The 22,425-nt window shown below is 71.6% G+C and carries 21 protein-coding genes and 1 riboswitch; of the genes, 13 read left to right on the forward strand and 8 right to left on the reverse strand.

Annotation, left to right across the window (positions count from 1 at the left end; all coding sequences use genetic code 11):
* Genes AB0H12_RS07495 through AB0H12_RS07505 form a run of 3 tightly spaced genes read right to left on the reverse strand, consistent with a single transcriptional unit; the run spans nucleotide 1 to nucleotide 3,775 of the window.
* Nucleotides 1–2,064, reverse strand: coding sequence for a 3-hydroxyacyl-CoA dehydrogenase NAD-binding domain-containing protein (locus AB0H12_RS07495; RefSeq protein ID WP_499621533.1), 2,064 nt, complete (start codon nucleotides 2,062–2,064; stop codon nucleotides 1–3).
* Nucleotides 2,064–3,266 carry an acetyl-CoA C-acetyltransferase gene (locus tag AB0H12_RS07500; protein WP_499621535.1) on the reverse strand — a complete coding sequence of 401 codons (1,203 nt, stop codon included), beginning with the start codon at nucleotides 3,264–3,266 and terminating at the stop codon, nucleotides 2,064–2,066. The genes AB0H12_RS07495 and AB0H12_RS07500 overlap by 1 nt, the downstream gene beginning before the upstream one ends.
* 56 nt (nucleotides 3,267–3,322) lie before the next feature.
* Entirely contained in the window at nucleotides 3,323–3,775 is a 453-nt protein-coding gene (locus tag AB0H12_RS07505; RefSeq protein ID WP_499621537.1) for a GNAT family N-acetyltransferase, read from the reverse strand.
* A gap of 104 nt (nucleotides 3,776–3,879) precedes the next feature.
* Between AB0H12_RS07505 and AB0H12_RS07510 the strand changes: the two genes are divergently transcribed.
* From AB0H12_RS07510 to AB0H12_RS07550, 9 genes are all read left to right on the forward strand, one after another.
* Nucleotides 3,880–5,028, forward strand: coding sequence for an acyl-CoA dehydrogenase family protein (locus AB0H12_RS07510; RefSeq protein ID WP_499621539.1), 1,149 nt, complete (start codon nucleotides 3,880–3,882; stop codon nucleotides 5,026–5,028).
* On the forward strand, nucleotides 5,028–6,152 hold the full coding sequence (locus tag AB0H12_RS07515) for a CaiB/BaiF CoA transferase family protein (protein WP_499621540.1): 1,125 nt from the start codon (nucleotides 5,028–5,030) through the stop codon (nucleotides 6,150–6,152). Before AB0H12_RS07510 ends, AB0H12_RS07515 begins: the two co-directional genes overlap by 1 nt.
* Before the next feature lie 417 nt (nucleotides 6,153–6,569).
* Nucleotides 6,570–6,731 carry a hypothetical protein gene (locus tag AB0H12_RS07520; protein WP_181319924.1) on the forward strand — a complete coding sequence of 54 codons (162 nt, stop codon included), beginning with the start codon at nucleotides 6,570–6,572 and terminating at the stop codon, nucleotides 6,729–6,731.
* 202 nt (nucleotides 6,732–6,933) lie between these two features.
* Nucleotides 6,934–7,422, forward strand: coding sequence for a helix-turn-helix transcriptional regulator (locus AB0H12_RS07525; protein WP_499621542.1), 489 nt, complete (start codon nucleotides 6,934–6,936; stop codon nucleotides 7,420–7,422).
* A gap of 110 nt (nucleotides 7,423–7,532) precedes the next feature.
* Nucleotides 7,533–7,931: a hypothetical protein gene (locus AB0H12_RS07530; RefSeq protein ID WP_499621544.1), complete on the forward strand. Its 399-nt coding sequence runs from the start codon at nucleotides 7,533–7,535 to the stop codon at nucleotides 7,929–7,931.
* A 14-nt stretch (nucleotides 7,932–7,945) separates the two neighbouring features.
* Entirely contained in the window at nucleotides 7,946–8,248 is a 303-nt protein-coding gene (locus AB0H12_RS07535) for a DUF3817 domain-containing protein (protein WP_499621545.1), read from the forward strand.
* A 63-nt stretch (nucleotides 8,249–8,311) separates the two neighbouring features.
* A riboswitch (glycine riboswitch) is annotated at nucleotides 8,312–8,399 on the forward strand.
* Between the two features lie 225 nt (nucleotides 8,400–8,624).
* Nucleotides 8,625–9,725: a glycine cleavage system aminomethyltransferase GcvT gene (gcvT, locus tag AB0H12_RS07540; RefSeq protein WP_499621546.1), complete on the forward strand. Its 1,101-nt coding sequence runs from the start codon at nucleotides 8,625–8,627 to the stop codon at nucleotides 9,723–9,725.
* 14 nt (nucleotides 9,726–9,739) lie between these two features.
* Complete coding sequence (gene glyA / locus AB0H12_RS07545; RefSeq protein ID WP_499621547.1) at nucleotides 9,740–11,005, forward strand: serine hydroxymethyltransferase; 1,266 nt, start codon at nucleotides 9,740–9,742, stop codon at nucleotides 11,003–11,005.
* A gap of 79 nt (nucleotides 11,006–11,084) precedes the next feature.
* A complete protein-coding gene (locus AB0H12_RS07550; RefSeq protein ID WP_499621548.1) occupies nucleotides 11,085–11,690 on the forward strand; it encodes a malonic semialdehyde reductase in 606 nt (201 codons plus the stop codon).
* Nucleotides 11,691–11,801: 111 nt separating this feature from the next.
* Here AB0H12_RS07550 and AB0H12_RS07555 read toward each other — a convergent pair whose 3' ends face one another.
* Nucleotides 11,802–12,458, reverse strand: coding sequence for a hypothetical protein (locus AB0H12_RS07555; RefSeq protein WP_499621550.1), 657 nt, complete (start codon nucleotides 12,456–12,458; stop codon nucleotides 11,802–11,804).
* A gap of 172 nt (nucleotides 12,459–12,630) precedes the next feature.
* On the opposite strand from AB0H12_RS07555, the gene AB0H12_RS07560 reads away from it, so the two are divergent.
* The gene (locus AB0H12_RS07560) at nucleotides 12,631–14,694 is read left to right on the forward strand and encodes a S9 family peptidase (RefSeq protein WP_499621551.1); all 2,064 of its coding nucleotides are present in this window, start codon (nucleotides 12,631–12,633) and stop codon (nucleotides 14,692–14,694) included.
* Nucleotides 14,695–14,838: 144 nt separating this feature from the next.
* Here the strand turns inward: AB0H12_RS07560 and AB0H12_RS07565 are convergent, their stop codons facing one another.
* From AB0H12_RS07565 to AB0H12_RS07580, 4 genes are all read right to left on the reverse strand, one after another.
* Nucleotides 14,839–15,681, reverse strand: a complete 843-nt coding sequence (locus AB0H12_RS07565) for a spermidine synthase (RefSeq protein ID WP_499621552.1) — start codon at nucleotides 15,679–15,681, stop codon at nucleotides 14,839–14,841.
* A complete protein-coding gene (gene speD, locus AB0H12_RS07570) occupies nucleotides 15,678–16,091 on the reverse strand; it encodes an adenosylmethionine decarboxylase (RefSeq protein ID WP_123746219.1) in 414 nt (137 codons plus the stop codon). Before speD ends, AB0H12_RS07565 begins: the two co-directional genes overlap by 4 nt.
* Before the next feature lie 55 nt (nucleotides 16,092–16,146).
* Entirely contained in the window at nucleotides 16,147–17,331 is a 1,185-nt protein-coding gene (locus AB0H12_RS07575; RefSeq protein WP_499621553.1) for a type III PLP-dependent enzyme, read from the reverse strand.
* Nucleotides 17,332–17,429: 98 nt separating this feature from the next.
* A complete protein-coding gene (locus AB0H12_RS07580) occupies nucleotides 17,430–18,647 on the reverse strand; it encodes a metallophosphoesterase (protein WP_499621555.1) in 1,218 nt (405 codons plus the stop codon).
* Nucleotides 18,648–18,761: 114 nt separating this feature from the next.
* On the opposite strand from AB0H12_RS07580, the gene AB0H12_RS07585 reads away from it, so the two are divergent.
* The 3 genes from AB0H12_RS07585 (at nucleotide 18,762) to pabB (ending at nucleotide 22,361) form a co-directional block, all read left to right on the forward strand.
* Nucleotides 18,762–19,265, forward strand: a complete 504-nt coding sequence (locus AB0H12_RS07585) for a SigE family RNA polymerase sigma factor (RefSeq protein ID WP_499621557.1) — start codon at nucleotides 18,762–18,764, stop codon at nucleotides 19,263–19,265.
* On the forward strand, nucleotides 19,262–20,206 hold the full coding sequence (locus AB0H12_RS07590) for a hypothetical protein (protein WP_499621559.1): 945 nt from the start codon (nucleotides 19,262–19,264) through the stop codon (nucleotides 20,204–20,206). The genes AB0H12_RS07585 and AB0H12_RS07590 overlap by 4 nt, the downstream gene beginning before the upstream one ends.
* Nucleotides 20,207–20,345: 139 nt before the next feature.
* The gene (pabB, locus tag AB0H12_RS07595; protein ID WP_499621561.1) at nucleotides 20,346–22,361 is read left to right on the forward strand and encodes an aminodeoxychorismate synthase component I; all 2,016 of its coding nucleotides are present in this window, start codon (nucleotides 20,346–20,348) and stop codon (nucleotides 22,359–22,361) included.
* Nucleotides 22,362–22,425 lie beyond the last annotated feature (64 nt).

Below are 22,425 nucleotides of genomic sequence, written 5' to 3' on the forward strand. Positions count from 1 at the left end.
TTAGAAGGGGGTGTTGCGGGTGGCGCGGTCGCGGAGGGAGGTCGGCGGGCGGAAGCGCTCGCCGTAGGTGTCGGCCAGGTAGTCCGCGCGCTCCACGAACCCGGTGAGGCCGTAGGAGTTGACGAACTGGACCGTGCCGCCGCTCCACGGCGCGAACCCGAACCCGAACACGCTGCCCACGTTCGCGTCACCGATCGACGTCAGCACGCCCTCGTCCAGGCACCGCACCGTCTCCAACGCCTGGATGAACAGCAACCGGTCCTCGACGTCCTGCTCCGTCACGCCCGCGTCGGCCCGCGCGTACCGCGCCAACCCCGGCCACAGGAACTTCCGGCCACCCTCGGGGTACTCGTAGAACCCCGCACCACCGGACTTGCCCGTACGCCCCTCGGCGACCAGCTCCTCCAGCACGCGGAACGCCGGGTGATCGCCCAGGGCGCCCGCGGCGGTCGGGTCGTCGGCCAACGTCTGGTCGCGGATCTTCAGCTGCAACGTCAACGTCACCTCGTCCGACACCGCCAGCGGACCCACGGCCATGCCCGCACGCCGAGCGACGTTCTCGATCAACGCCGGCGACACGCCCTCCGCGACCATCGACACGGCCTCGGTGACGTAAGTGCCGAACGTCCGCGACGTGTAGAAGCCCCGGCTGTCGTTCACCACGATCGGCGTCTTCCCGATCCGCAGCACGTAGTCGAACGCCCGCGCCAACGTCTCGTCCGACGTCTTCTCCCCGCGGATGATCTCCACCAGCCGCATCTTCGGCACCGGCGAGAAGAAGTGCAGCCCGATGAACCGCGACGGGTCGCCCACCGCCGACGCCAGCCCGGTGATCGGCAACGTCGACGTGTTCGACGCGATCACCGCGTCCGGCAACGCGGCCGACTCCGCCGCCGGCAGCACCTCGTTCTTCAGCTCCCGGTTCTCGAACACCGCCTCGATCACGAGGTCGCAGCCCGCCAGGTCGGCGTCGGAGTCGGTCGGAGTGATCCCCGGCGTGTCACCCGCGCCCCGCCGGGCCGCCTCCAGCGTCACGTCCTTCAGCACGACCTCGATGCCGGCCTTGGCGGTGACCTCGGCGATGCCCGCGCCCATCATGCCCGCGCCGAGCACGCCGACCTTGGCCACCTCCGACCGCTCGACCCCGGCCGGCCGCGACTTGCCGGCGTTGATCTCGTTGAGCTGGAACCAGAACGTGTTGATCATGTTCTTCGAGACCTGACCGGCGGCCAGCTCCACGAAGTACCGCGCCTCGACCTTCAACGCGGTGTCGAAGTCCACCAGCGCGCCCTCGACCGCGGCGGCCAGCACCTTCTCCGGCGCCGGGTACACGCCGTGCGTCTTCTTCCGCAGCACGGCGGGCGCGGCGGCCAGCAGCCCGTACAGGTTCGGGTCGCCCACCCGCACGTCCGGCACCGCGTACCCCGGCCTGTCCCACGGCTGCTGCGGCGCGGGGTTCTCCTTGATCCACGCCCGCGCCTTGGCGATCAACTCCTCGCGCGAGGACGCCAGCTCGTGCACGATCCCGGCCTGCAACGCCCGCGCCGGCCGCAGCTGCTTGCCCTCCATCAACAGCGGCAACGCGGGCTGCACTCCCAGCAGCCGCACCATCCGGGTCACGCCGCCACCGCCGGGCAGCAGGCCCAGCGTCGCCTCGGGCAGGCCCAGCCTGATCTTGTCGTCGTCAAGGACCACCCGGTGGTGGCACGCCAGCGCGATCTCCAGGCCGCCGCCCAGCGCGCTGCCGTTGATCGCCGCGACGACCGGCTTGCCCAGCAGCTCCAGCCGCCGCAGCTGGCCCTTGATCTCCTCCAGGAACCCGAGGGCCTCGGCCGCGTTCTCGGGCGTGATCTGGATGAGCACGTTCAGGTCGCCACCGGCGAAGAACGTCTTCTTGGCCGACGTCAGCACGACACCGGTGATGTCGTCGCGGGAAGCCTCCAGCCGCGCGACCGCCTCGCCCATGTCCTTGTGGTACTCGGCGTTCATCACGTTCGCCGAGCCGGACATGTCCATCGTGAGGGTGACGACGCCCTCGTCGTCCCGCTCGAAGTGGATAGCCATCAGACCCTCTCGATGATCGTCGCGATGCCCATGCCGCCGCCCACGCACAGCGTGGCCAGACCCCGCCGCAGGTCCCGGCGCTCCAGCTCGTCGAGCAGGGTGCCGAGGATCATGCAGCCGGTCGCGCCGAGAGGGTGGCCCATGGCGATCGCGCCGCCGTTGACGTTGACCTTGTCGTCGGGCAGGTCCAGCTCCCGCTGGAACTTCAGCACCACCGACGAGAACGCCTCGTTGATCTCGAACAGGTCGATGTCCTCGACGGTCAGCCTGGCCTTGTCCAACGCCTTGCGCGCGGCAGGCGCCGGACCGGTCAGCATGATCGTGGGCTCGGAGCCGACGACCGCCGTCGCGATGATCCGCGCGCGGGGCGTGAGACCCAGCTCCTGGCCGATGCGGGCGTTGCCGATCAGCATCGCCGCCGCGCCGTCCACGATCTGCGACGAGTTGCCCGGCGTGTGGACGTGGTCGATGCGCTCGACCGTCGGGTAGCGGTCGATGGCGACGGCGTCGAAGCCCAGGTCGCCGTGGAACGCGAAGCTCGGCTTGAGCTTGCCGAGCCCGTCCAGCGTGGTCTCCGGGCGGATCGCCTCGTCGTGGTCGAGCACGACCGAGCCGTTCTGGTCGACCACGGCCACCAGGGACCGGTCGAAGTAGCCCTTGTCCCGCGCCAGCGTGGCCCGCTGCTGCGAGCGCAGCGCGAAGGCGTCCACGTCCTCGCGGGTGAAACCCTCCAGCGTGGCGATGAGGTCCGCGCTCACGCCCTGCGGCACGAAGTTGACCGCCATGTTGGTCTCCGGGTCGGCCATCCACGCGCCGCCGTCCGAGCCCATCGGCACCCGCGACATCGACTCGACGCCGCCGGCCACCACCAGGTCCTCGAACCCGGACGCGACCTTGGCCGCGGCCAGGTTCACCGACTCCAGGCCCGACGCGCAGAACCGGTTGAGCTGCACGCCGGCGGGCCGCAGGTCCCACCCGGCCGCCAGCACCGCCGTGCGGGCGATGTCCGCGCCCTGCTCGCCGACCGGCGACACGACGCCGAACACCACGTCGTCCACGGCGGAGGTGTCCAGGTCGTTGCGCCGCGCCAGCGCCGCGAGCACCCCGGAAGCGAGGGTGATCGGCTTGACGCTGTGCAGCGAACCGCGCTTCCCCCTGCCACGCGGTGTGCGCACCGCGTCGAAGATCAAGGCTTCGCTCATGCGAGCCACGGTAGGGAGCACGGCGGCGGTTGCCCATGACCTCCCGAGGTGACTTATTAGCTCACCGGAGTGAGCGGGTAGTCCATGATCTCGCCCTCGCCGGCGAACCCCAGCCGCGCGTACAGCCGCCGGGCCGCCGCGTTGTCCTGGAACACGCGCAACTGCACCCGCGCCCACCCGTGCTCACGCGCCCACGCCAGCACGTCGGCGACCAGCGCCTCGCCGACGCCGCGCCGTCGGAACTCCGGCATGACCCACATGGAGTACAGGTACAACACGTCCGGGTTGACTTCGTGCGGCACACCGGCGACGAGCCCGACCGGCTCCGGGTCCTCGGCGACGACCTTCACCCCGCGCTCCGGCGTCAACAGCTCACGCCACCGCGCCTCGTCGAACGTCCGCTCCAGCGCCAACGTCGAGCCGAACGCCTCGGGATCGCTGCTCAGCGCGGTCAACCGGATGTCGCGCCAGGTCACCCAGTCGTCGGGCCCGAGCCGCCGGAGTCGCATGCCCCCAGTGTCCCGCAAACCCTGACCGATCCGCTCACGATCACCACCCACCGTGGGCGCTGCGGTCATGGCGGCGCGGGCCGGCCGGTGGGACCGTCGAAGGCATGCCAACTCGCCGTTCCGCATGGATGACCGAGGACCTGGACCAGTTGCGCAAGCTGGCCCGCACGTTCTTCGAGAGGGAGGCGGTCCCGAACCAGGAGCGCTGGGCCGCGCAGAAGCAGGTGGACCGGGACTTCTGGACCAAGGCCGGTGAGGTCGGGCTGCTCTGCCTGTCCATCCCGGAGGAGTACGGCGGTGGCGGCGGCACGTTCGCGCACGAGGCCGTGCTGCTGGAGGAGCAGGCCCGGTGCGGCGACACCGCGTGGGGCAACAGCGTGCACAGCGGGATCGTGGCCCACTACATCAACGCCTACGGCACCGAGGAGCAGAAGCTGCGCTGGCTGCCGAAGATGGCCTCCGGCGAGTACGTCGGCGCGATCGCCATGTCCGAGCCCGGCGGCGGCTCCGACCTGCAGAACATCAAGACGCGGGCGCTGCGGCGCGGTGACGAGTACGTGCTGTCGGGCTCGAAGACGTTCATCACCAACGGCGCGCAGGCCGACCTGGTGGTCGTGGTCGCCAAGACCGACCCGAGCCAGGGCGCGACGGGCATCTCGCTGCTGGTCGTGGAGACCGCGCAGGCGCGGGGCTTCCGCCGCGGCCGGGTGCTGGACAAGATCGGGATGCACGGCCAGGACACCGCCGAGCTGTTCTTCGACGACGTCCGAGTGCCCGCGGCGAACCTGCTCGGCACCGGCGAGGGCCAGGGGTTCATCCAGCTGATGCAGCAGCTGCCCCAGGAGCGGCTGATCATCGCGGTGGCGTCGGTCGCGGGCATCGAGGCGGCGGTCGACCTCACGCTGGCCTACGTCAAGGACCGCACGGCGTTCGGCCGGGAGCTGATCAAGTTCCAGAACACCCGGTTCAAGCTCGCCGAGTGCGCCACCGAGGCCCGCGTGACCAGGTCTTTCGTGGACGAGTGCGTGCAGGACCACCTGGCGGGCCGCCTCGACGTGCCCACCGCGGCGATGGCCAAGTGGTGGGCCACCGAACGGCTGTGCCAGGTCGTGGACGAGTGCGTGCAGCTGTTCGGCGGCTACGGCTACATGGCCGAGTACCCGATCGCGCGCGCGTGGGCGGACGCGCGCGTGCAGAAGATCTACGGCGGGACGAACGAGATCATGAAGGAAATCATCGCGAGGTCGCTCTAGTGCCGGGGCCGCTGGAGGGGTTGAAGGTCGTCGAGCTGGCCGGCCTCGCGCCCGCGCCGTTCGGCTGCATGGTGCTGGCCGACCTCGGCGCGTCCGTGGTCCGGGTGGACCGCGTCGGCGGCGCCGCGGAGGTGCCCCTGCTCGGCCGCGGCCGGCGCTCGATCGGCGTGGACGTCCGCCGGCCCGAGGGCGCCGAGCTGGTGCTGCGGCTGGTCGCGGAGTCGGACGTGCTGGTCGAGGGCTTCCGGCCGGGCGTGACCGAACGGCTGGGCATCGGCCCGGCGCAGTGCCTGGCCCGCAACCCGCGGCTGGTCTACGGGCGGGTGACCGGCTGGGGCCAGGACGGGCCGCTGGCCGACCGCGCCGGGCACGACATCAACTACATCGCGGTGGCGGGCGCGCTGGAGCCCATCGGGCGGGCGGGCGCGCCGCCGACCGTGCCGCTCAACGTCGTCGGCGACTTCGGCGGCGGCGGGCTGCTGCTGGCGCTGGGCGTGCTGGCCGCGCTGTACGAGCGGGAGCGGTCCGGGCGCGGGCAGGTGGTGGACGCGGCCATGGTCGACGGCGCGGCGCTGCTGACCACGTTCCTGCACGGCATGTCGTCGGTGGGCGCCTGGCCGGGCGCGCGCGGGACGAACCTGCTGGACGGCGGCGCGCCGTTCTACGACGTGTACGAGGCGGCCGACGGCGGGTTCGTCAGCATCGGGGCGCTGGAGGAGAAGTTCTACGCCGAGCTGCTGGTCGTGCTCGGGCTCGCCGACGCCGGGCTGCCCGGGCGGCACGACCCGGCGAACTGGCCGGAGCTGCGGTCCCGCATCGCCGCGGCGGTGGCGACCCGGACCAGGGACGAGTGGGCCGCGCTCGCGGAGGGCACCGACGCGTGCCTCGCGCCCGTGCTGGCGCCCGGTGAGGCCCCGAAGCACGGGCACAACGCCGAGCGGGGGACGTTCGTCGAGGTGGACGGGGTGGTGCAGCCCGCGCCGGCGCCGCGGTTCGGCCGGACGCCCGCCGCCGCGCCGGGTCCGCCGCCCGCGGTCGGCGAGCACACGGTCGAGGTGCTGGCCGGGCTGGGGCTGGGCGAGGACGAGATCGCCGGGCTGCGGCGGTCCGGCGTGATCGGCTGACGGACCCGGTCGAGCGGGACCCGATCGGGCAAGAAAAAGGCAAGGGAAATCACCTGAAGGGGTACCGGAAATGAGTGGCAGCCGCCAGCGGCCTTTGTCACGCTCGGTGCGTGCGTCGGCGCAATCAGGTGATGGGCTGTGCGGAGGTGGCAGTGTCTGAAGAACCTCGGTGTCCGTGCCAGGGGGTGGGCGAGTGGCCCGTACCTTGGTGATCGGCGGGGCCACCGGTCCCCTTGATCGTCCGTTCGGGTGACACTCGGGTCTCCCCAGGCGTGGTTGCGTGGTGTTCGTGCGACCGGTCGGGGGACGGCGGCGGGTTCGATCGTCATCATCCGGGTGAATGAGGGACCATGGCCGTTGACACGACCGGAGCGGCGCTCGGCCGCACTGCACTGTGAGACGGACGGAGACCGATCAGTGAACGTCAAGAAGGTGGTGACGCTGGCGGCGGTCGCGCTGGTGCTGTTCCTCCTGATCACCCAGCCGAACGAGTCCGCCGAGGCGGTGAGGACCGCGCTCGGGTGGCTCCAGTCCGGCGCCGAGTCGATCATCACCTTCGTCCGCAGCCTGTTCGCCTAGAGGACTCGCGGTAACCCCTCGCACCCCCGCTCAATGCGGTCACGATCGGTGACTATGCGCCCCGACCGTTGCACCGTACGGGTGGAATGAGGGCTATAACGCCCTGGTAACAGGGTTTTAGACAAACCAGGGTCTAGCGGTTGTCGGTACCCGCTAATACGGTGCGTCGCATTGGCTGATCTTCGACCGATGAGGAGGCAGAATGGTCGAGGACTCCGGAGTCGACGAGCTGTTGCGGCAGTGGGCGGCTGAGCGCTCGGACGACGCCGAGCTGCAGGAGGTGAACCGGATCAAGGACGCGTGGCTCGCGGAAGCCCCGCCGTCCGCGCCGGGGATCCCGGTGCAGCGGGCGAATGGCGGTCCCCGCGGCCTGATGAAGGTCGAGTCCGCGGATCCGGCGTACGTGACGGCGATGCGGAAGCGGGCGCCCGAGGTGCCCGAGCCCCTGCTCGCCGCGGCCGCCAGCTACTGGCAGCTGGTGGGCGACCTGTCCGAGGCGGAGCAGTGGTGGGACGCGGGCATCAGCCCGTTGGACCAGCGCGCTCTGGACTACCGGGCGGCCGGGCTCTCGCCCGCCGACCTCGGTCGTCGCCTCGGCCCGATGACGGTGCTCCAGCACCTGCGTCGGGGTAGCGCGGCGGCCTGGTGCGTGGCCAGGTTGCAGAGGCAACGCCGGGACGGCGTGGCCTAGGTCCGACGAGTCGGGGCGGGCTCCTGCGGTCGAGGAGCCCTTGCCTTCGAGGTGCGGGCTCCCGTGCGGGGAGCCCCAGCCTCGTGCGACGCACGAAGTACTCTTGAGGCGTGCGAGGCCTCATCACCCCCCAGCGCCTGGCCATCGCGGCCGTCTGCCTGGCGTCGCTGGTCGTGTGCTGCGGCCTGGCCTACTGGCAGTGGGAGCGGTTCTCCGAGGCCGGCGGCACGTTCCAGAACCTCGGTTACGTGTTCCAGTGGCCGCTGTTCGGCCTCTTCCCCGCGTTCATGGTGTGGCGCATCCGCAGGCTGGACGCCCGCCGCAAGGCCGAGGACGCCGCCGCGGCGACCGGGGCCGCCGACGAGGCCGCGCCGGAGCCGGTGGCCGTGCCGCCGCGGCCGGTCGTTACCGTTGAACCCGTCAGAGCGCCCGTGCGGGACGACGAGGACGAAGAGCTCGCGGCCTACAACCGCATGCTCGCCGAACTCAACGCGCGGGACCAGCGGTGAGCGAAGGTAGGGCGATGAGCGGCGCGTTGACCAGGTTCCGGTTCATGGCTTACGTGGTCGGTGTCGGGCTGCTGCTGCTCGTGGTCGCGATGATCGTCAAGTACGCGGGCGGCGACACGGGCATGATGCAGGTCGTCGGCCCGGTCCACGGCTTCCTGTACGCGGTGTACCTGGTGCTCACCGTCGACCTCGCGCTCAAGTCCCGCTGGTCGATCAAGGGCACGGTGCTGGTGCTGCTCGCGGGCACGATCCCGTTCGTGTCGTTCTACGCCGAGCGCAAGGTGGTCGAGAGCGTCCGGGCCGAGAAGAGCCTGTGACCGGGGTTGACCCCGCCCGCCGTGCGCCCCTAGCGTCTGGCGGTACCAACTGAACACGGCCGTCGATGTCGCGCGGGAGAGTCCCCGAGCGGGGCGCCGAAGGAGCAACTCCTCCCCGGAATCTCTCAGGCACAGGTACCGCGCGACGAAGGCAACTCTGGAAAGCAGGCGCGCCGCGGCGCGCCTCACCCACGGTGCAAGCCACCCCCACCGGGTGGTGAAGCTCTCAGGCTCATGGCAGAGGGGGAGGCTCACTCGACGAGGAGTCTCCGGTGGACCGTGTCATCCTTTCGCTCGTGAATCGCTCGGACGTGCCCGCCCGTCGACCCGACCGGTCGGCCCGTCGGCATGTCCGCACCCAGGGAGGGCCCGCCTGATGGAAAGCCGCCGCACACCCCTGCACGCCGAACACGAGGCGCTGGGCGCCATGTTCACCGACTTCGCGGGCTGGCGGATGCCGCTGCGCTACGACAGCGAGCTGGCCGAGCACCACGCGGTGCGCACGTCGGCGGGCCTGTTCGACCTGACCCACATGGGTGAGATCCTGCTCACCGGCCCGGAGGCGGGCGCCGCGCTCGACCACGCCCTGGTCGGCCACGCGTCCGCGATCGGCGTCGGCCGCGCCCGGTACACGATGATCTGCCAGGCCGACGGCGGCGTCATCGACGACCTGATCGTGTACCGCACGGGTGACACCGAGTACCTCGTCGTCGCCAACGCCTCGAACGCCGCCGTCGTGCACGAGGCCCTGGTCGAGCGGGCCGAGGGCTTCGACGCGGTGGTCGCGGACAAGTCGACCGACTACGCGCTGCTCGCCGTGCAGGGCCCGAAGGCCACCGCCATCCTCGCCGGCCTCACGCCGACCGACCTGGCCGCGGTGAAGTACTACGCGTCGTACCCGACCGAGGTCGCGGGCAAGCCCGTGCTGCTGGCCCGCACCGGCTACACCGGCGAGGACGGCTTCGAGCTGTTCGTCGCGCCGGACGACGCCGCGCACGTGTGGCAGGCCCTGCTGGAGGCGGGCGCGCCGCACGACCTCAAGCCCGCCGGCCTCGGCTGCCGCGACACGCTGCGGCTGGAGGCGGGCATGCCGCTGTACGGCAACGAGCTCGGCCGCGATCGCACGCCGTTCCAGGCGAACCTCGGCCGCGTGGTGAAGCTGGACAAGCCGGGCGACTTCGTCGGCCGCGACGCGCTGGCCGCCGCCGCCGAGCGGGGCGTGGACCAGGTCCTGGTCGGCTTGAAGACCACCTCCCGCCGCGCGCCGCGGCACGGCTACCCCGTGCTGGACGCCTCCGGCGCCCGGATCGGCGAGGTGACCAGCGGCGCGTTGTCGCCGACCCTGGGCTACTCGGTGGCGATGGCCTACGTGGCGGTCGGCAGCACCGAGCCCGGCACCCGGCTGTCGGTGGACGTCCGCGGCAAGCACGAGCCGGTCGAAGTCGTCGCACTGCCCTTCTACAAGCGCACCTCGTAAGGGAGACCCCACACATGTCCGAGCACTTCAACACCTCCCTCGCGGAGTTCGACCCGGAGGTCGCGAACGCCGTCGCCGCCGAGCTGCACCGGCAGCAGAGCACGCTGGAGATGATCGCCTCGGAGAACTTCACGCCGGTGTCGGTGCTGCAGGCGCAGGGGTCGGTGCTGACGAACAAGTACGCCGAGGGCTACCCCGGCCGGCGCTACTACGGCGGTTGCGAGAACGTCGACGTGATCGAGCGGCTGGCGATCGAGCGGGTCAAGGCGCTGTTCGGCGCCGGTTTCGCGAACGTGCAGCCGCACTCGGGCGCGCAGGCCAACGCGTGCGCGATGTTCGCCCTGCTCCAGCCGGGCGACACGATCCTGGGCCTCGACCTCGCGCACGGCGGCCACCTCACCCACGGCATGCGGATCAACTTCTCCGGCAAGCTCTACAACGTGGTGCCCTACCACGTGTCGGAGACCGACGGCCGCGTCGACATGGCCGAGGTGGAGCGGCTGGCGACCGAGCACCGGCCGAAGCTGATCGTGGCCGGCTGGTCGGCGTACCCGCGTCAGCTGGACTTCGCGGAGTTCCGCCGGATCGCCGACTCGGTGGGCGCGTACCTGATGGTGGACATGGCGCACTTCGCCGGCCTGGTGGCGGCGGGCCTGCACCCGAGCCCCGTGCCGCACGCGCACGTCGTGACCACGACCACGCACAAGACGCTCGGCGGCCCGCGCGGCGGCGTGATCCTGACCAACGAGGCCGACCTGGCGAAGAAGATCAACTCGGCGGTGTTCCCCGGTCAGCAGGGCGGCCCGCTGGAGCACGTGATCGCGGGCAAGGCGGTGGCGTTCAAGCACGCCGCGTCGCCCGAGTTCGCCGACCGCCAGCGCCGCACGGTCGAGGGCGCGAAGATCCTCGCCGAGCGGCTGTCGCAGCCCGACGCGGCGGCGGTGGGTGTGAAGGTGCTCACCGGCGGCACGGACGTGCACCTCGTGCTGGTGGACCTGGTGGCGTCCGAGCTGGACGGCAAGCAGGCCGAGGACCGGCTGCACGAGGTGGGCATCACGGTCAACCGCAACGCGGTGCCGAACGACCCGCGCCCGCCGATGGTGACCTCCGGCCTGCGCATCGGCACGCCGGCGCTGGCCACGCGCGGGTTCGGCGCGGCCGACTTCGCCGAGGTGTCGGACGTCATCGCGGCGGCGTTGCAGCCCTCGCCGGACCTGGCGGAGCTGCGGGCGCGCGTCGAGGTGCTGGCGGCCAAGCACCCGCTGTACCCGACCGTGTGAACCACGACACGAAATAGTTCGCGCTTACTGGAGGTTGTCCCGTGCGCAACCCGCGTACGGGACAACCGAAAGAGGCACCATGACCGCGACCCTCGACTCCTTGGCCCTGCCGCGCGACGCGCAGGACCTGCTGTTCCGCGAGGCCCGCACGGCGAACGCGTTCACCGACGAGCCGGTGACCGATGAGCAGCTCCGCGACGTCTACGACCTCGTGAAGTGGGGCCCGACCGCGATGAACAGCCAGCCGCTGCGCGTGCTGCTCGTCCGGGGCGAGGACGCCAAGGCCCGCCTCGCGCCGCACATGGCGGAGGGCAACCGGGCCAAGACCCTGGCCGCGCCGGTGACCGCGGTCCTGGCGGCCGACACCGACTTCCACGAGCACCTGGCCACGACGTTCCCGCACTACCCGGGCGCGAAGGCGGCGTTCGCGGACGACGCGACGCGCACCGAGGCGGCGAAGACGAGCGCGCTGCTCCAGGTCGGCTACTTCATCGTCGGCGTCCGCGCGGCCGGCCTCGCCGCTGGACCGATGAGCGGCTTCGACGCCGAGGGCGTGCGCCGCGAGTTCTTCGCCGGCACGAACCAGCTGCCCCTGGTGATCGTCAACATCGGACACCCGGACCACTCCGGCACGCACCCGCGCAACCCGCGCCTGGACCTCGCCGACGCCGTCCGCACCGTCTGACGCCTCGGCGCACGCCGTGCCGCCGTTCCCGGGGCGTCGTCGAGTCCGCGATGCGACGCCCTGATCCCCCGGCCAACCCCGGGCCGGGGGATCAGGGCGAGACACAGTGGACTAGGCGGCGGGCGGCGTCACCCCCGGCGGCAGGCACTCGACGTTGCGCTTGCCGTTCGGCTGCACGACGAACCACGTGCCGCCCACGCCCTGGCCCTTCCACTGACCGGGCGCCTCGTCCTTCGCGTAGGTGTAGAGCGGCCAGCCGTCGAGCGTCACCTGGTCGGTGCCGTCGGCCCGCTTCACCGTCGACACGAGCGCGGGGTCGACGCCCTGCAGCTGCGGCGTGCCGTTGGACAGCACGGGGGGCCACGTCACGGCGCACTGACCCTCGCAGTTGGACTTGGCCGGGTCCGGCGTGTCCTTGTCGAACCGGTACAGCGTGCGGCCGTCGCCGTCCTGCACGACCTCGCCCATCTTGGGCACGCTCTTGCCGACCAACGTGACCTGCGGGCCGGACGGCGCGGGCGCGGCCTGGCCTTCCGGCGCGTCGGCGGCGGGTTCACCCTCTTCGACAGGCGCCGCCTCTTCGCTGGTCGGAGGGGCCAAGGGCTCCTGAACGTCGCCGTAGTCGCCCTGGGCCGCGGCGCCGACCTGCTCGGTCTGCGCGACCGTCCTGCCCTGCAGGCCGGTGGCGTTGGAAGTCCACATGACCAGCGCGAGCACGGCGGCCATGCCACCCGCGACGGCGATGGCGATGCGGTTTCGTCGGATCACACTCACTCCTCCTTGGTCCGTCAATCGCTCCACCCACGACTACGGCCCGTCCGCCGACGCGGTTCAGCCCGCCTCGACGACGCGGACCAAGACAGGGGTCGCGCACCTCCGCCGCGACCGGTCACCGCCGCATCGCCCCACCGCCGACCGACCGGGGACATAAGGTGTCCGGGTGGGCAACGAGATCTCCTTCCCGCGCCAGCACGCGCGCACCCAGCGGTTCACCCTCGGCGCACCCCGGACGTTCACCGCGTCGCCGGACGGCGCGAAGGTGTACTTCCTCCGCACCGCCACGGCCACGAGCCGGGCGAACGGCCTGTGGGCGTTCGACACCGCGACCCGGTCCGAGACGCTGCTGGCCGACCCCGGCGTCCTGCTGACCGACCCCGAGGACCTGTCCCCGGAGGAACGGGCACGCCGCGAGCGCACCCGCGAGTCGGCCGCCGGGATGGTCGGCTACGCCACCGACAGCGACGCGCGGCAGGCGGTGTTCGCGTTGTCCGGCAGGCTCTTCGTGGTCGAGCTCGCCACCGCCGCCGTCCGCGAGCTGCCGGTCGCCGGCCCGGCGGTCGACCCCCGGCTGGACCCGACCGGCCGCAAGGTCGGTTACGTGGCCGAAGGCGCGCTGCACGTGGTGGACCTGGAGTCCGGCGCGGACCGCGTGGTCGCGTCGCCGGACGGCCCGGACGTCACGTGGGGCCTGGCGGAGTTCATCGCGGCCGAGGAGATGGGCCGTTACCGGGGCTACTGGTTCTCCCCGGACGGCGAGCGCGTGCTGGCGGCCAGGGTGGACAACGCGCCCGTGCCGCGCTGGCACATCGCCGACCCGGCGAACCCGGGCACGCCTGCCGCCGAGATCGCCTACCCGGCCGCCGGCGAGGCCAACGCCGTGGTGGAGCTGGCCGTCCTCGGCGCCGGCCGGACCGACGTGACGTGGGACCGCGACGCGTTCCCGTACGTCAACACGGTGTCGTGGACCCCGCACGGCAAGCCGCTGGTGCAGGTCCAGTCACGCGACCAGCGCCGCGTCCAGGTGCTCGCGGTCGACGTGGAGACCGGCGCCACCGACGTGGTCGCCGACGACACCGACCCGCACTGGCTGGAGATCGTGCCGGGCGCCCCGCGCTGGACCCCGGACGGCGAACTGCTGCGCGTGCTGCCGATCGGCGACGCGAACCGGCTCGTCGTGGGCGACCGGCCGTGGACGCCGGACGGCTTCCAGGTCCGCGCGGTGCTCGACGTGGCCGAGGACGGCGTGCTGGTCACCGCGTCCACCGACGACCCGACCCAGACGCACGTCTTCCTGGTCGCCGCCGACCAGGTCACCCGACTGTCCACCGAGGACGGCGTGCACGGCGCGACGCGCGCGGGCGGCGTGCTGGTGCTGTCCCGTTCGTCGATGGACCACTTCGGGCCCGAGGTCACGGTGTCGACCGGGGGCGGGATCGGCACGTTCGCCGAAACCCCCGTGCTGACACCGGAAGTGCGGCTGCTGACCGTCGGCGAGCGCGACCTGAGGGCGGCGCTGCTGTTCCCGCGCGGCCACGTGCCGGGCACGAAGCTGCCGGTCCTGCTCGACCCGTACGGCGGTCCGCACGCGCAGCGCGTGGTGTCGGCGCGCAACGCCTACCTGGCCTCGCAGTGGCTGGCCGACCAGGGTTTCGCGGTCCTCGTCGTGGACGGTCGCGGCACGCCCGGTCGTGGCCCCGCGTGGGAGCGGGAGATCGCGTTCGACTTCGCCGGCGCCACCCTGGAGGACCAGGTGGACGCGCTGCACGCGGTCGCGAAGGGCGAACCCGACCTCGACCTGACCAGGGTCGGCATCCGGGGCTGGTCCTACGGCGGCTACCTGGCGGCGCTGGCCGTGCTGCGCCGGCCGGACGTGTTCCACGCGGGCATCGCGGGCGCGCCGGTCACCGACTGGCGGCTCTACGACACCCACTACACCGAGCGCTACCTCGGCCACCCGGCCGAGAAGCCGGAGGTGTACGACGCCAACTCGCTCATCGCCGACGCGCCGCAGCTGGCGCGCCCGCTGATGATCGTGCACGGCCTGGCGGACGACAACGTGGTGGCCGCGCACACCCTGCGCCTGTCCTCGGCGCTGCTGGCCGCCGGCCGCCCGCACACCGTGCTGCCGCTGTCCGGCGTGACCCACATGACCCCGCAGGAACAGGTGGCCGAGAACCTGCTCCTGCTCCAGGTCGACTTCCTCCACCGCTCACTGACCCACTAGCGCGAGAGTCCTACGCCCAGCGCGCGAGAGTCCTACGTTCAGCGCACCTGAGTTCGACATTCGGCATACCGGTTGGTCGGTCGAGTGTTGAACTCAGGGCTCGTGAACGTAGGACTCTCGCGGCGTGAACGTAGGACTCTCGGGTCAGGCCAGGGAGTGGCGGACCTGGTAGGGCGGGATCGAGTTGCCCACCAGCGCCAGGTCGTCGATCGACTCCGGCCGGTAGCCGCACTCGGGCAGCCGCTCGACCATCAGCGCGGTCGGGTCGGCCACCTCGTCGGCGCGCCCGAACAGGTACGCCCACTCGTGCTCGTCCGAGCCGTAGTACGCGACCGTGCCGAACACCTCGTTGAACCGCTCCCACATGCGGATCAACGTGGTGTTGCGCCACATCGTCTGGCAGCCCGCCTGCGACACCACGACACCGCCGGGCGTGAGCAGCGCCTTGCACATGGCCAGGAACTCGGCGCCGTACAAGCGGTTGTGCTGCGCCTCCTCCTCGCGCTCGTCCGGCAGGTCCACCAGGACGATGTCGTAGCGCTCCGACGTCGTCCGGATGTACTCGTAGCCGTCGATGTACCTGACGTGGACCGGGCCTTCGCCCTTCTCCGCCAACGCGAGCTCGTCGAGCGTGTACCCGTAGGGCAGGTGCTCGGCGCACAGCCGCACGGCCTGCGCGTCGATGTCGATGTGGTCGACCACCGAAGCGCCGGCGGCCACCGCCATCTGGCACACCACGCCCTCCGACGACCCGATGACCAGCACCCGGTCGACGCGGTCGGCGAGCAGCAGCGCCGGGACCATCAGCGCCTCGTGGTAGGTCAGCTGGCTGAACTCGGTGCTCTGCCGGTCGTCGTCGCAGAACAGCGACAGCCCCTGGGACGTGCGGGCGATCACCAGGTGCTGGAACTCGGTGCGGGTGTCGACCACCACCTCGTCGACGTCCCAGTGCCTGGTCATACCGGCCGCGAGCGGTTCGCGGATCAAGACGCCTTCTCCTCACCGACGAGCGCGGGGACGCGGTGGCCCCGGCTGATCATGTCCGTCCGTGCCGACGCAGCTCCCAGCGCTTCGGCCAGCAACTGCACCGCGAGCGCGGGTTTGGCGCGCGTGCCGCAGGTGAACACGTCCACGAACACGGCCCCGACCTCGGGGTACGTGTGGATGGACGCGTGCGACTCCGACAACAGGGCCAGCACGGTGACCCCTTGCGGCTCGAACTGCTTGGAGACCACCTCCAACACCGTGGCATCAGCCTGGGTGAGCGCTTCACCGAGCGCGTGTCGCAGGAACCGCTCGTCGTCGAGCAGTTCCGGGCTCACGCCTTCGAGCTCGGCGAGCACGTGCTGTCCTGCGAACAAGCCAACCGGCTCGGATTCGCACGGGAGTTCGGACATCAATCACTCCAAACATCTTCAGGAGGGGCGGTGCAGCGGACAGTCGGGGGCGCGCTCATCGCACGCAGTGGGTGGCCAACGGCGGGAAGCCGTTGAACGCCACCGACGAGTAGCTGGCCGTGTAGGCGCCCGCGCCGAGCAGGTCGACGTGGTCGCCCGCGCGCAGTTCCAGCGGCAGCTCGTAGCACGTGTTCTGGTACAGCACGTCGTCCGCGTCGCACGTGGGACCGGCCAGCACGACCGGACCGACGGGCGCCCCGGTCTGCGGCACGCCGTCACGGCTGGTGGCCAACGGGTACGCGATGGCCTCGCCCTCGGTCTCGGCGAGGCCGCCGTAGCGGCCGATGTCGAGGAAGACCCAGCGCCGTTCGTCCGAATAGGACTTCCGGGACACCAGCACCACTTCGGAGCGGATCACACCGGACTCCGCCACGATAGCGCGTCCCGGCTCGATCATCACCTCGGGAGCGAAGGCGCCGAAGTGACGGGCGATCGACGCGGTGATGGCCGCGGCGTACTCGGCCAGCGGCGGCGGCTGCGCCAGGTAGCCCGCGGGCAGGCCGCCGCCCAGGTTGACCGTGGTCGGCGAGAGCCCCTCGGCGCGCAGCTTCCCGATGATGAGGGCGGCGTCGGCGATCGCGCCGTCCCAGCCGTTCGGGTCGAGCTGCTGCGACCCGGCGTGGAAGGCCACGCCGAGCGGAACGAGTCCGAGCTCGGCGGCCAACCGCAGGAGATCCGTCGCCATCTCGGGCGAACAGCCGAACTTCTTGCCGAACGGGTAGGTGGAACCGTTGCTGTCGACCAAGATCCGCAGCAGCACGGACGCGCCCGGCGCGTGCTCGGCCAGCGCGCGCACGTCCTGTTCGCTGTCGGACACGAAGAGTCGCACACCGCGCCCGTAGGCGTAGGCGATGTCGCGCGCCTTCTTGATCGGGTTGCTGTAGGAGACGGCCTCCGGCGCCGCGCCCCGCGCCAGGCACAGGTCGATCTCGGCGGGGCTGGCGACGTCGAAGCTCGAACCCTCGGCGGCCAGCAGCTCGACCACGTCGGGCGTCGGGTTCGCCTTGACCGCGTAGAAGATCCCCACCCGCGGCAGCGCCGCCCGGATCGCCGCGAACCGGTCGCGCACCGTCGGCAGGTCGATGACGAGGCAGGGGGTGTCGGGGCGGTCGTGGTCCAGGAAACGACGAATACGAGCCATTGCCTCGTGAAGCCGTTCGTCGGCAAAGCTCGTCGTCATCTCGCTAGGGGTCCCCCTTCGCGACCGTGATCAGGCACGGTCCGACCGTGTTCGGGCACGGCGGTCCACTCTAGGTGGTGAAGGCGAAAAAAGCGCTATCAGCCGGCGAACTTGTGACGCAGCTCCACGACGGAGATGTCCGGCGCCGCGCCGACGCGCACCGGAGGACCCCAGAACCCGACCCCGTTGCTGGTGTAGACCTGCGTGCCGTCGACGGTCTCCAGCCCGCTGCGCACCGGCTGCTGCAAGCCCACCGCGAGGTGGAACGGGAACATCTGCCCGCCGTGCGTGTGCCCGGACAGCTGCAGGTCCACCCCGTGCTTGGCGGCTTCGCGGACCTGCACGGGCTGGTGCGCCATCAGCACGACCGGCGTGGACGTGTCGCGGCCGTCCAGCGCGCGGGCGTAGTCGGGGCCGTCCTGGACGTTCGCGCCGGTGACGTCGTTGACGCCCGCGAGGTCGAACGACGCGCCGGCCCGCTCGATCCGGAGCCGCTCGTTGCGCAGCGGGTTCACCCCGAGCCGCTCCAGCTCCGCCACCCACGGCTCCACGCCCGAGTAGTACTCGTGGTTGCCGGTGACGAAGAAGCTGCCGTGCGTGCTCACGAGGTCGCGCAGCGGAGCCGCCGCCTCGCCCAGCTCGGCCACCGTGCCGTCGACCAGGTCGCCGACGATGGCGACCAGGTCCACCCGCTGCTCGTTGATCATGCGCACGATCCGCTCGCTGTGCTCGCGGCCGAGCAGCGGCCCGAGGTGGATGTCGCTCACGACCGCGATCCGGTAGCCGGACAGCCGCTGGTCGAGCTTGCCCAGCGTCACCGGCACGCGCTTGACCACGGGGTCGCCCAGCGCCTGCGTGGTCCCGAAGGCGACGACGCCCGCCGTGGCCACGCCGCTCGCGACGGCGAGCGACCGGGCGATGAACAGCCGTCGGCCCGGGTCGGCCGGCTGCCCCCCGAGCGTGGCCTCGGGCGCCTCCACCTCCGCGGTGGGCGCGCCGACCGCGGCCGGCACCTCGTGCTCGCGCATCGCGCGGTTCAGCACCAGCCGGGGGATCTCGAGCACACCCAGGACCAACGCGAAGTAGAACGCGCCCGCCAGCCAGATGAATCCCGGCCACGCCAGGACCACGGCGAACCCCGACCCGCCGCTCCTGGACACCGACAACGCCGTCATCAGCAGCACGTAGAGGAAGAGCACGACCCAGGTGCCGATCCGACGGCCCCGCCCGGGTCGGGTGGTGGCCCGCACGGCACGCGCCCAGATGTAGTAGTGGGCCACGCCCATCACGACCGCGAACAGCACGAAGAACAACAAGGCGGGGCCTCCCAGTGGTGGTGGGTCCAGTTTCCACGAATCTCGGGGCGGGCATGCAACCCCGCTGCCACCCGCGAGCGTGATTACCTCGTACCGCAGCACGGGGGAGGACAGATGAGTGATCGGGACACCGCGTTCGCCGAGTACTTCGCGGCGCGGTCCGAGGCCATGCGCGGCACGGCGTACCTGCTGTGCGGCGATTGGCACCGTGCGGAGGACCTGGTCCAAGCCACGTTCGCCAAGCTCTACGTGGCGTGGCGGCGGATCAACCGGCACGAGGCACTCGACGCGTACACCCGGCAGACCCTCGTCCGGACGTTCGTGTCCGAACTGCGCCGGGGCTGGTTCCGCAAGGAACGGGTGAGCGAGACGACCGTCGACGCGGCGGCCGTCTCGCGCGGCTCGGCGGAGGACCGGCTGGTGCTGCTGGCGGCACTGGCCCAGGTGCCGCCCAGGCAACGCGCCGTGCTCGTGCTGCGGTACTGGGAAGACCTGTCGGTCGAGGAGACCGCCAGGGCGTTGGACTGCTCCGAAGGAACGGTGAAGAGCCAGGCCGCGCGGGGGCTGCAGACGCTGCGCGGCCTGATCACCCCTCAGCAGGGAGAAAAGGTGCGATGAACGAGCACGAGCTGAAGAGCGCGTTGCAGGAAGTGATGGTGGCGAGCAGCCCGCCGCCGCCCATGAGCCCGGAGGCCGCGCTGGACCGCGGTCGACGTGCCCAGCGCCGCAGGCAGGCCACCTGGGGAGGCGCGGTCGCGGGTCTCGCGGTGGTGGCCATCGCGGTCGGCGCCGTGCTGCTGCCGACCCTGACCGGCGACGGTGGCGGCGTCGTCCAGGTGGCGGGAGGGCAGCCGTCGGAGTCCGGACCGCGGGTCACCCCGACCGACCGGCCGCCGTCGGAGCCGCCGTCGGCGACCGTGCTGCCGCCCAGCGGGTCGCCGCCGCCGGCGAGCGGGACCGAGACGCAGTGGCCGGACGGGCAGGGCGACCGGACCGCGACCAGCGGACCGCGCGCGGACAAGGGCGCCCGGGTGCTGAACGACCTGGCGTCGTCGTTGCCGCCCGGCGTGAAGGCCGAGGACCGGACCCGGATCGGCTTCGCCGACTACGGGCCGATGACCCGGCACCAGGCGCAGTTCGTCGAGTACGTCGGCGACCTGCAGGTCTGGGAGTACTGGGCGCACACGCCGGTCGTGATCACGGGTGAGGGGGGTGTGGGCGAGCTGAGCCTCGAGGTCGAGACCAAGGGCAACACGCGGCTCGGCGACCTCAGCGGGTGCGAGGCGGCGACCAAGTACCCGTACCCGGTCGAGGGCGGCACGTGCGAGCTGGTCGACGTCGGCGGCAAGAAGGTCGGCGTCGTGACCGGGGCCGTCGCCGACGGCGACCGCAACACGATGGACGCCGCGGCGTTCTACCGGCACCCGGACGGCACGCTGGTGACGGTCGCGTACTCGAGCGAGTACCGGGAGTCCGGTCACCCGGCGCTGTCCCGGCCGGCGTTGACCGGTGCGCAGCTCGCGGCGATCGCCGCGGACCCGAAGTTCCACCTGGACTGAGCCACCGCCGGGGACGGGAGGCCGGGCGGCACGCGCGCCCGGCCTCTTCGGCGTCCCGGGGTCGTTCCCCGGAGTCTTCCCCCTCCCTCGTCCGTGGGTACTCCACCCGGGTGTTCGTGCAGGTACCGTGCTGTTTGCCATGCGGACGCTGCTCATCGACAACCACGACTCGTTCACGTTCAACCTCTTCCAGTACCTGGCTGAGGTGAACGGGCGCGAACCGGTCGTCATCACCAACGACGACCCGCGGTTCCGGCTGTCCGACCTGGGCCGGTTCGACAACGTGGTGATCTCGCCCGGACCGGGCCGGCCGCAGCGCGCCGCCGACTTCGGCCTGTGCCGCGCGGTGGTCGAGCACGCCGACATCCCCCTTCTGGGTGTCTGCCTGGGGCATCAGGGGCTGTGCCTCGCGCACGGCGCGTCCGTGGGCTTGGTCACGCCGCGGCACGGAGTGGTGGACCACGTGCGGCACACCGGGGTGGACGTGTTCGCCGGCCTGCCGTCGCCGCTGCCCGTCGTGCGCTACCACTCGCTGGCCGTGTCGGACCTGCCGCCGTCGCTGGAGCCGATCGCCTGGGCGTCGTCCGACGACGTGCTGATGGGCGTGCGGCACCGGTCGCGGCCCGCCTGGGGCGTGCAGTTCCACCCCGAGTCGGTGTGCACGTCGCACGGCCACCAGCTGCTGGCCAACTTCCGCGACCTGACCGACGCCGCCGCCGTTGTGCCCGTGCTCCCCACGCCTCCCGTTCGTCCCCGTGAGGCGGCCCGTGAGGTGCTCGTGCGGCGGGTGGACGTGCACCCTTCGCCCGAGGACGTCTACGCGGCCCTGTACGGGACGTCGCACGACGCGTTCTGGCTGGACAGCAGCCTCACCGGGGAGCGGGGCCGGTTCTCCGTGATGGGTGACGCGTCCGGGCCGCTGGCGCGCGTGGCGACGTACGACGTGTGGACCGGCGAGGTGACGGTGGACGGGGTGACGCGGCCCGGGCCGTTCTTCGACTGGCTGGAGGCCGACCTGGCGGCGTGGCGGGTGGCGCCGCCGGACGTGCCGTTCGAGTTCGCGCTCGGCTGGGTGGGCTACCTCGGGTACGAGCTGAAGGCGGAATGCGGCGGTGCGGCGGCGCACCGTTCGGAGCAGCCCGACGCGGCATTCGTGTTCGCCGACCGGGCGCTGGTTTTCGACCACGAATCCCGGTGCGTCTACCTGTTGGCGTTGTCCGACGAGGACGGGTGGTTGGGCCGAACGGCCGATTTCCTGCGTCGGTTCACCGCGCCGCCGGCGCCCGCGCCGCGCCCGGCCCGTGCCGACTCGGTGCAGCCGCGACACGGCCGTTCGCACTACTTGAAGCTGGTGGCGGCTTGTCAGGAGGCCATCACGGCGGGCGAGACCTACGAGGTGTGCTTGACGAACACGGTGACGTGGCGCGGGCCGGTCGACCCGTGGGACGCCTACCGGTTCCTGCGTGCGGAAAGCCCCGCGCCGTTCGGGGCGTTGCTCCGTTTCGGTGCGCTCTCCGTGCTCAGCACTTCACCCGAGCGGTTCATCCGAGTCGACCGACAGGGTGTCGTCGAATCCGAGCCAATCAAGGGCACGCGCCCCCGCGGGGCGACCGCCGCCGAGGACGAGGCTTTGCGCAGGGCCTTGGCTGCCAGCGCGAAGGACCGCGCCGAGAACCTCATGATCGTGGACTTGGTCCGCAATGATCTGGGCCATTGCGCGGAAGTCGGCAGCGTCGAGGTGCCCAGGATCTTCGAGGTGGAGAGCTACGCGACAGTGCACCAGCTCGTCAGCACCGTTCGGGCTCGTCTGCGTTCCGGTAGTTCCGCCGCACGGGTGGTTAGGGCGGCGTTCCCCGGTGGGTCCATGACGGGCGCGCCCAAGATCCGGACAATGCAGATCATCGACGGGCTGGAAGCCGGGCCCAGGGGTGTCTACTCCGGGGCGCTCGGTTACTTCTCACTCTCCGGAACGGCCGACTTCAGCATCGTCATCAGGACGCTCGTGGTGGACCGCGACAAGGTGAGTTTCGGGGTGGGGGGCGCGGTCATCGCGCTGTCCGACCCCGCGGAGGAATTCGAGGAGACCGCGGTCAAGGCGACGGCCCTGCTCAGCCTGGCCGGGGTGCAGTTCCCGGGCCGCGCTTCCCTGCCCTGAGGTCCTCTGACCTGCTGTTTTCCCCTGCGGTAGGTGTAGTCCACCGCAGGGGAAAACGACGTGG

This window comes from Actinosynnema sp. NPDC023794, assembly GCF_040639675.1.
GTDB lineage: Bacteria > Actinomycetota > Actinomycetes > Mycobacteriales > Pseudonocardiaceae > Actinosynnema > Actinosynnema luteola.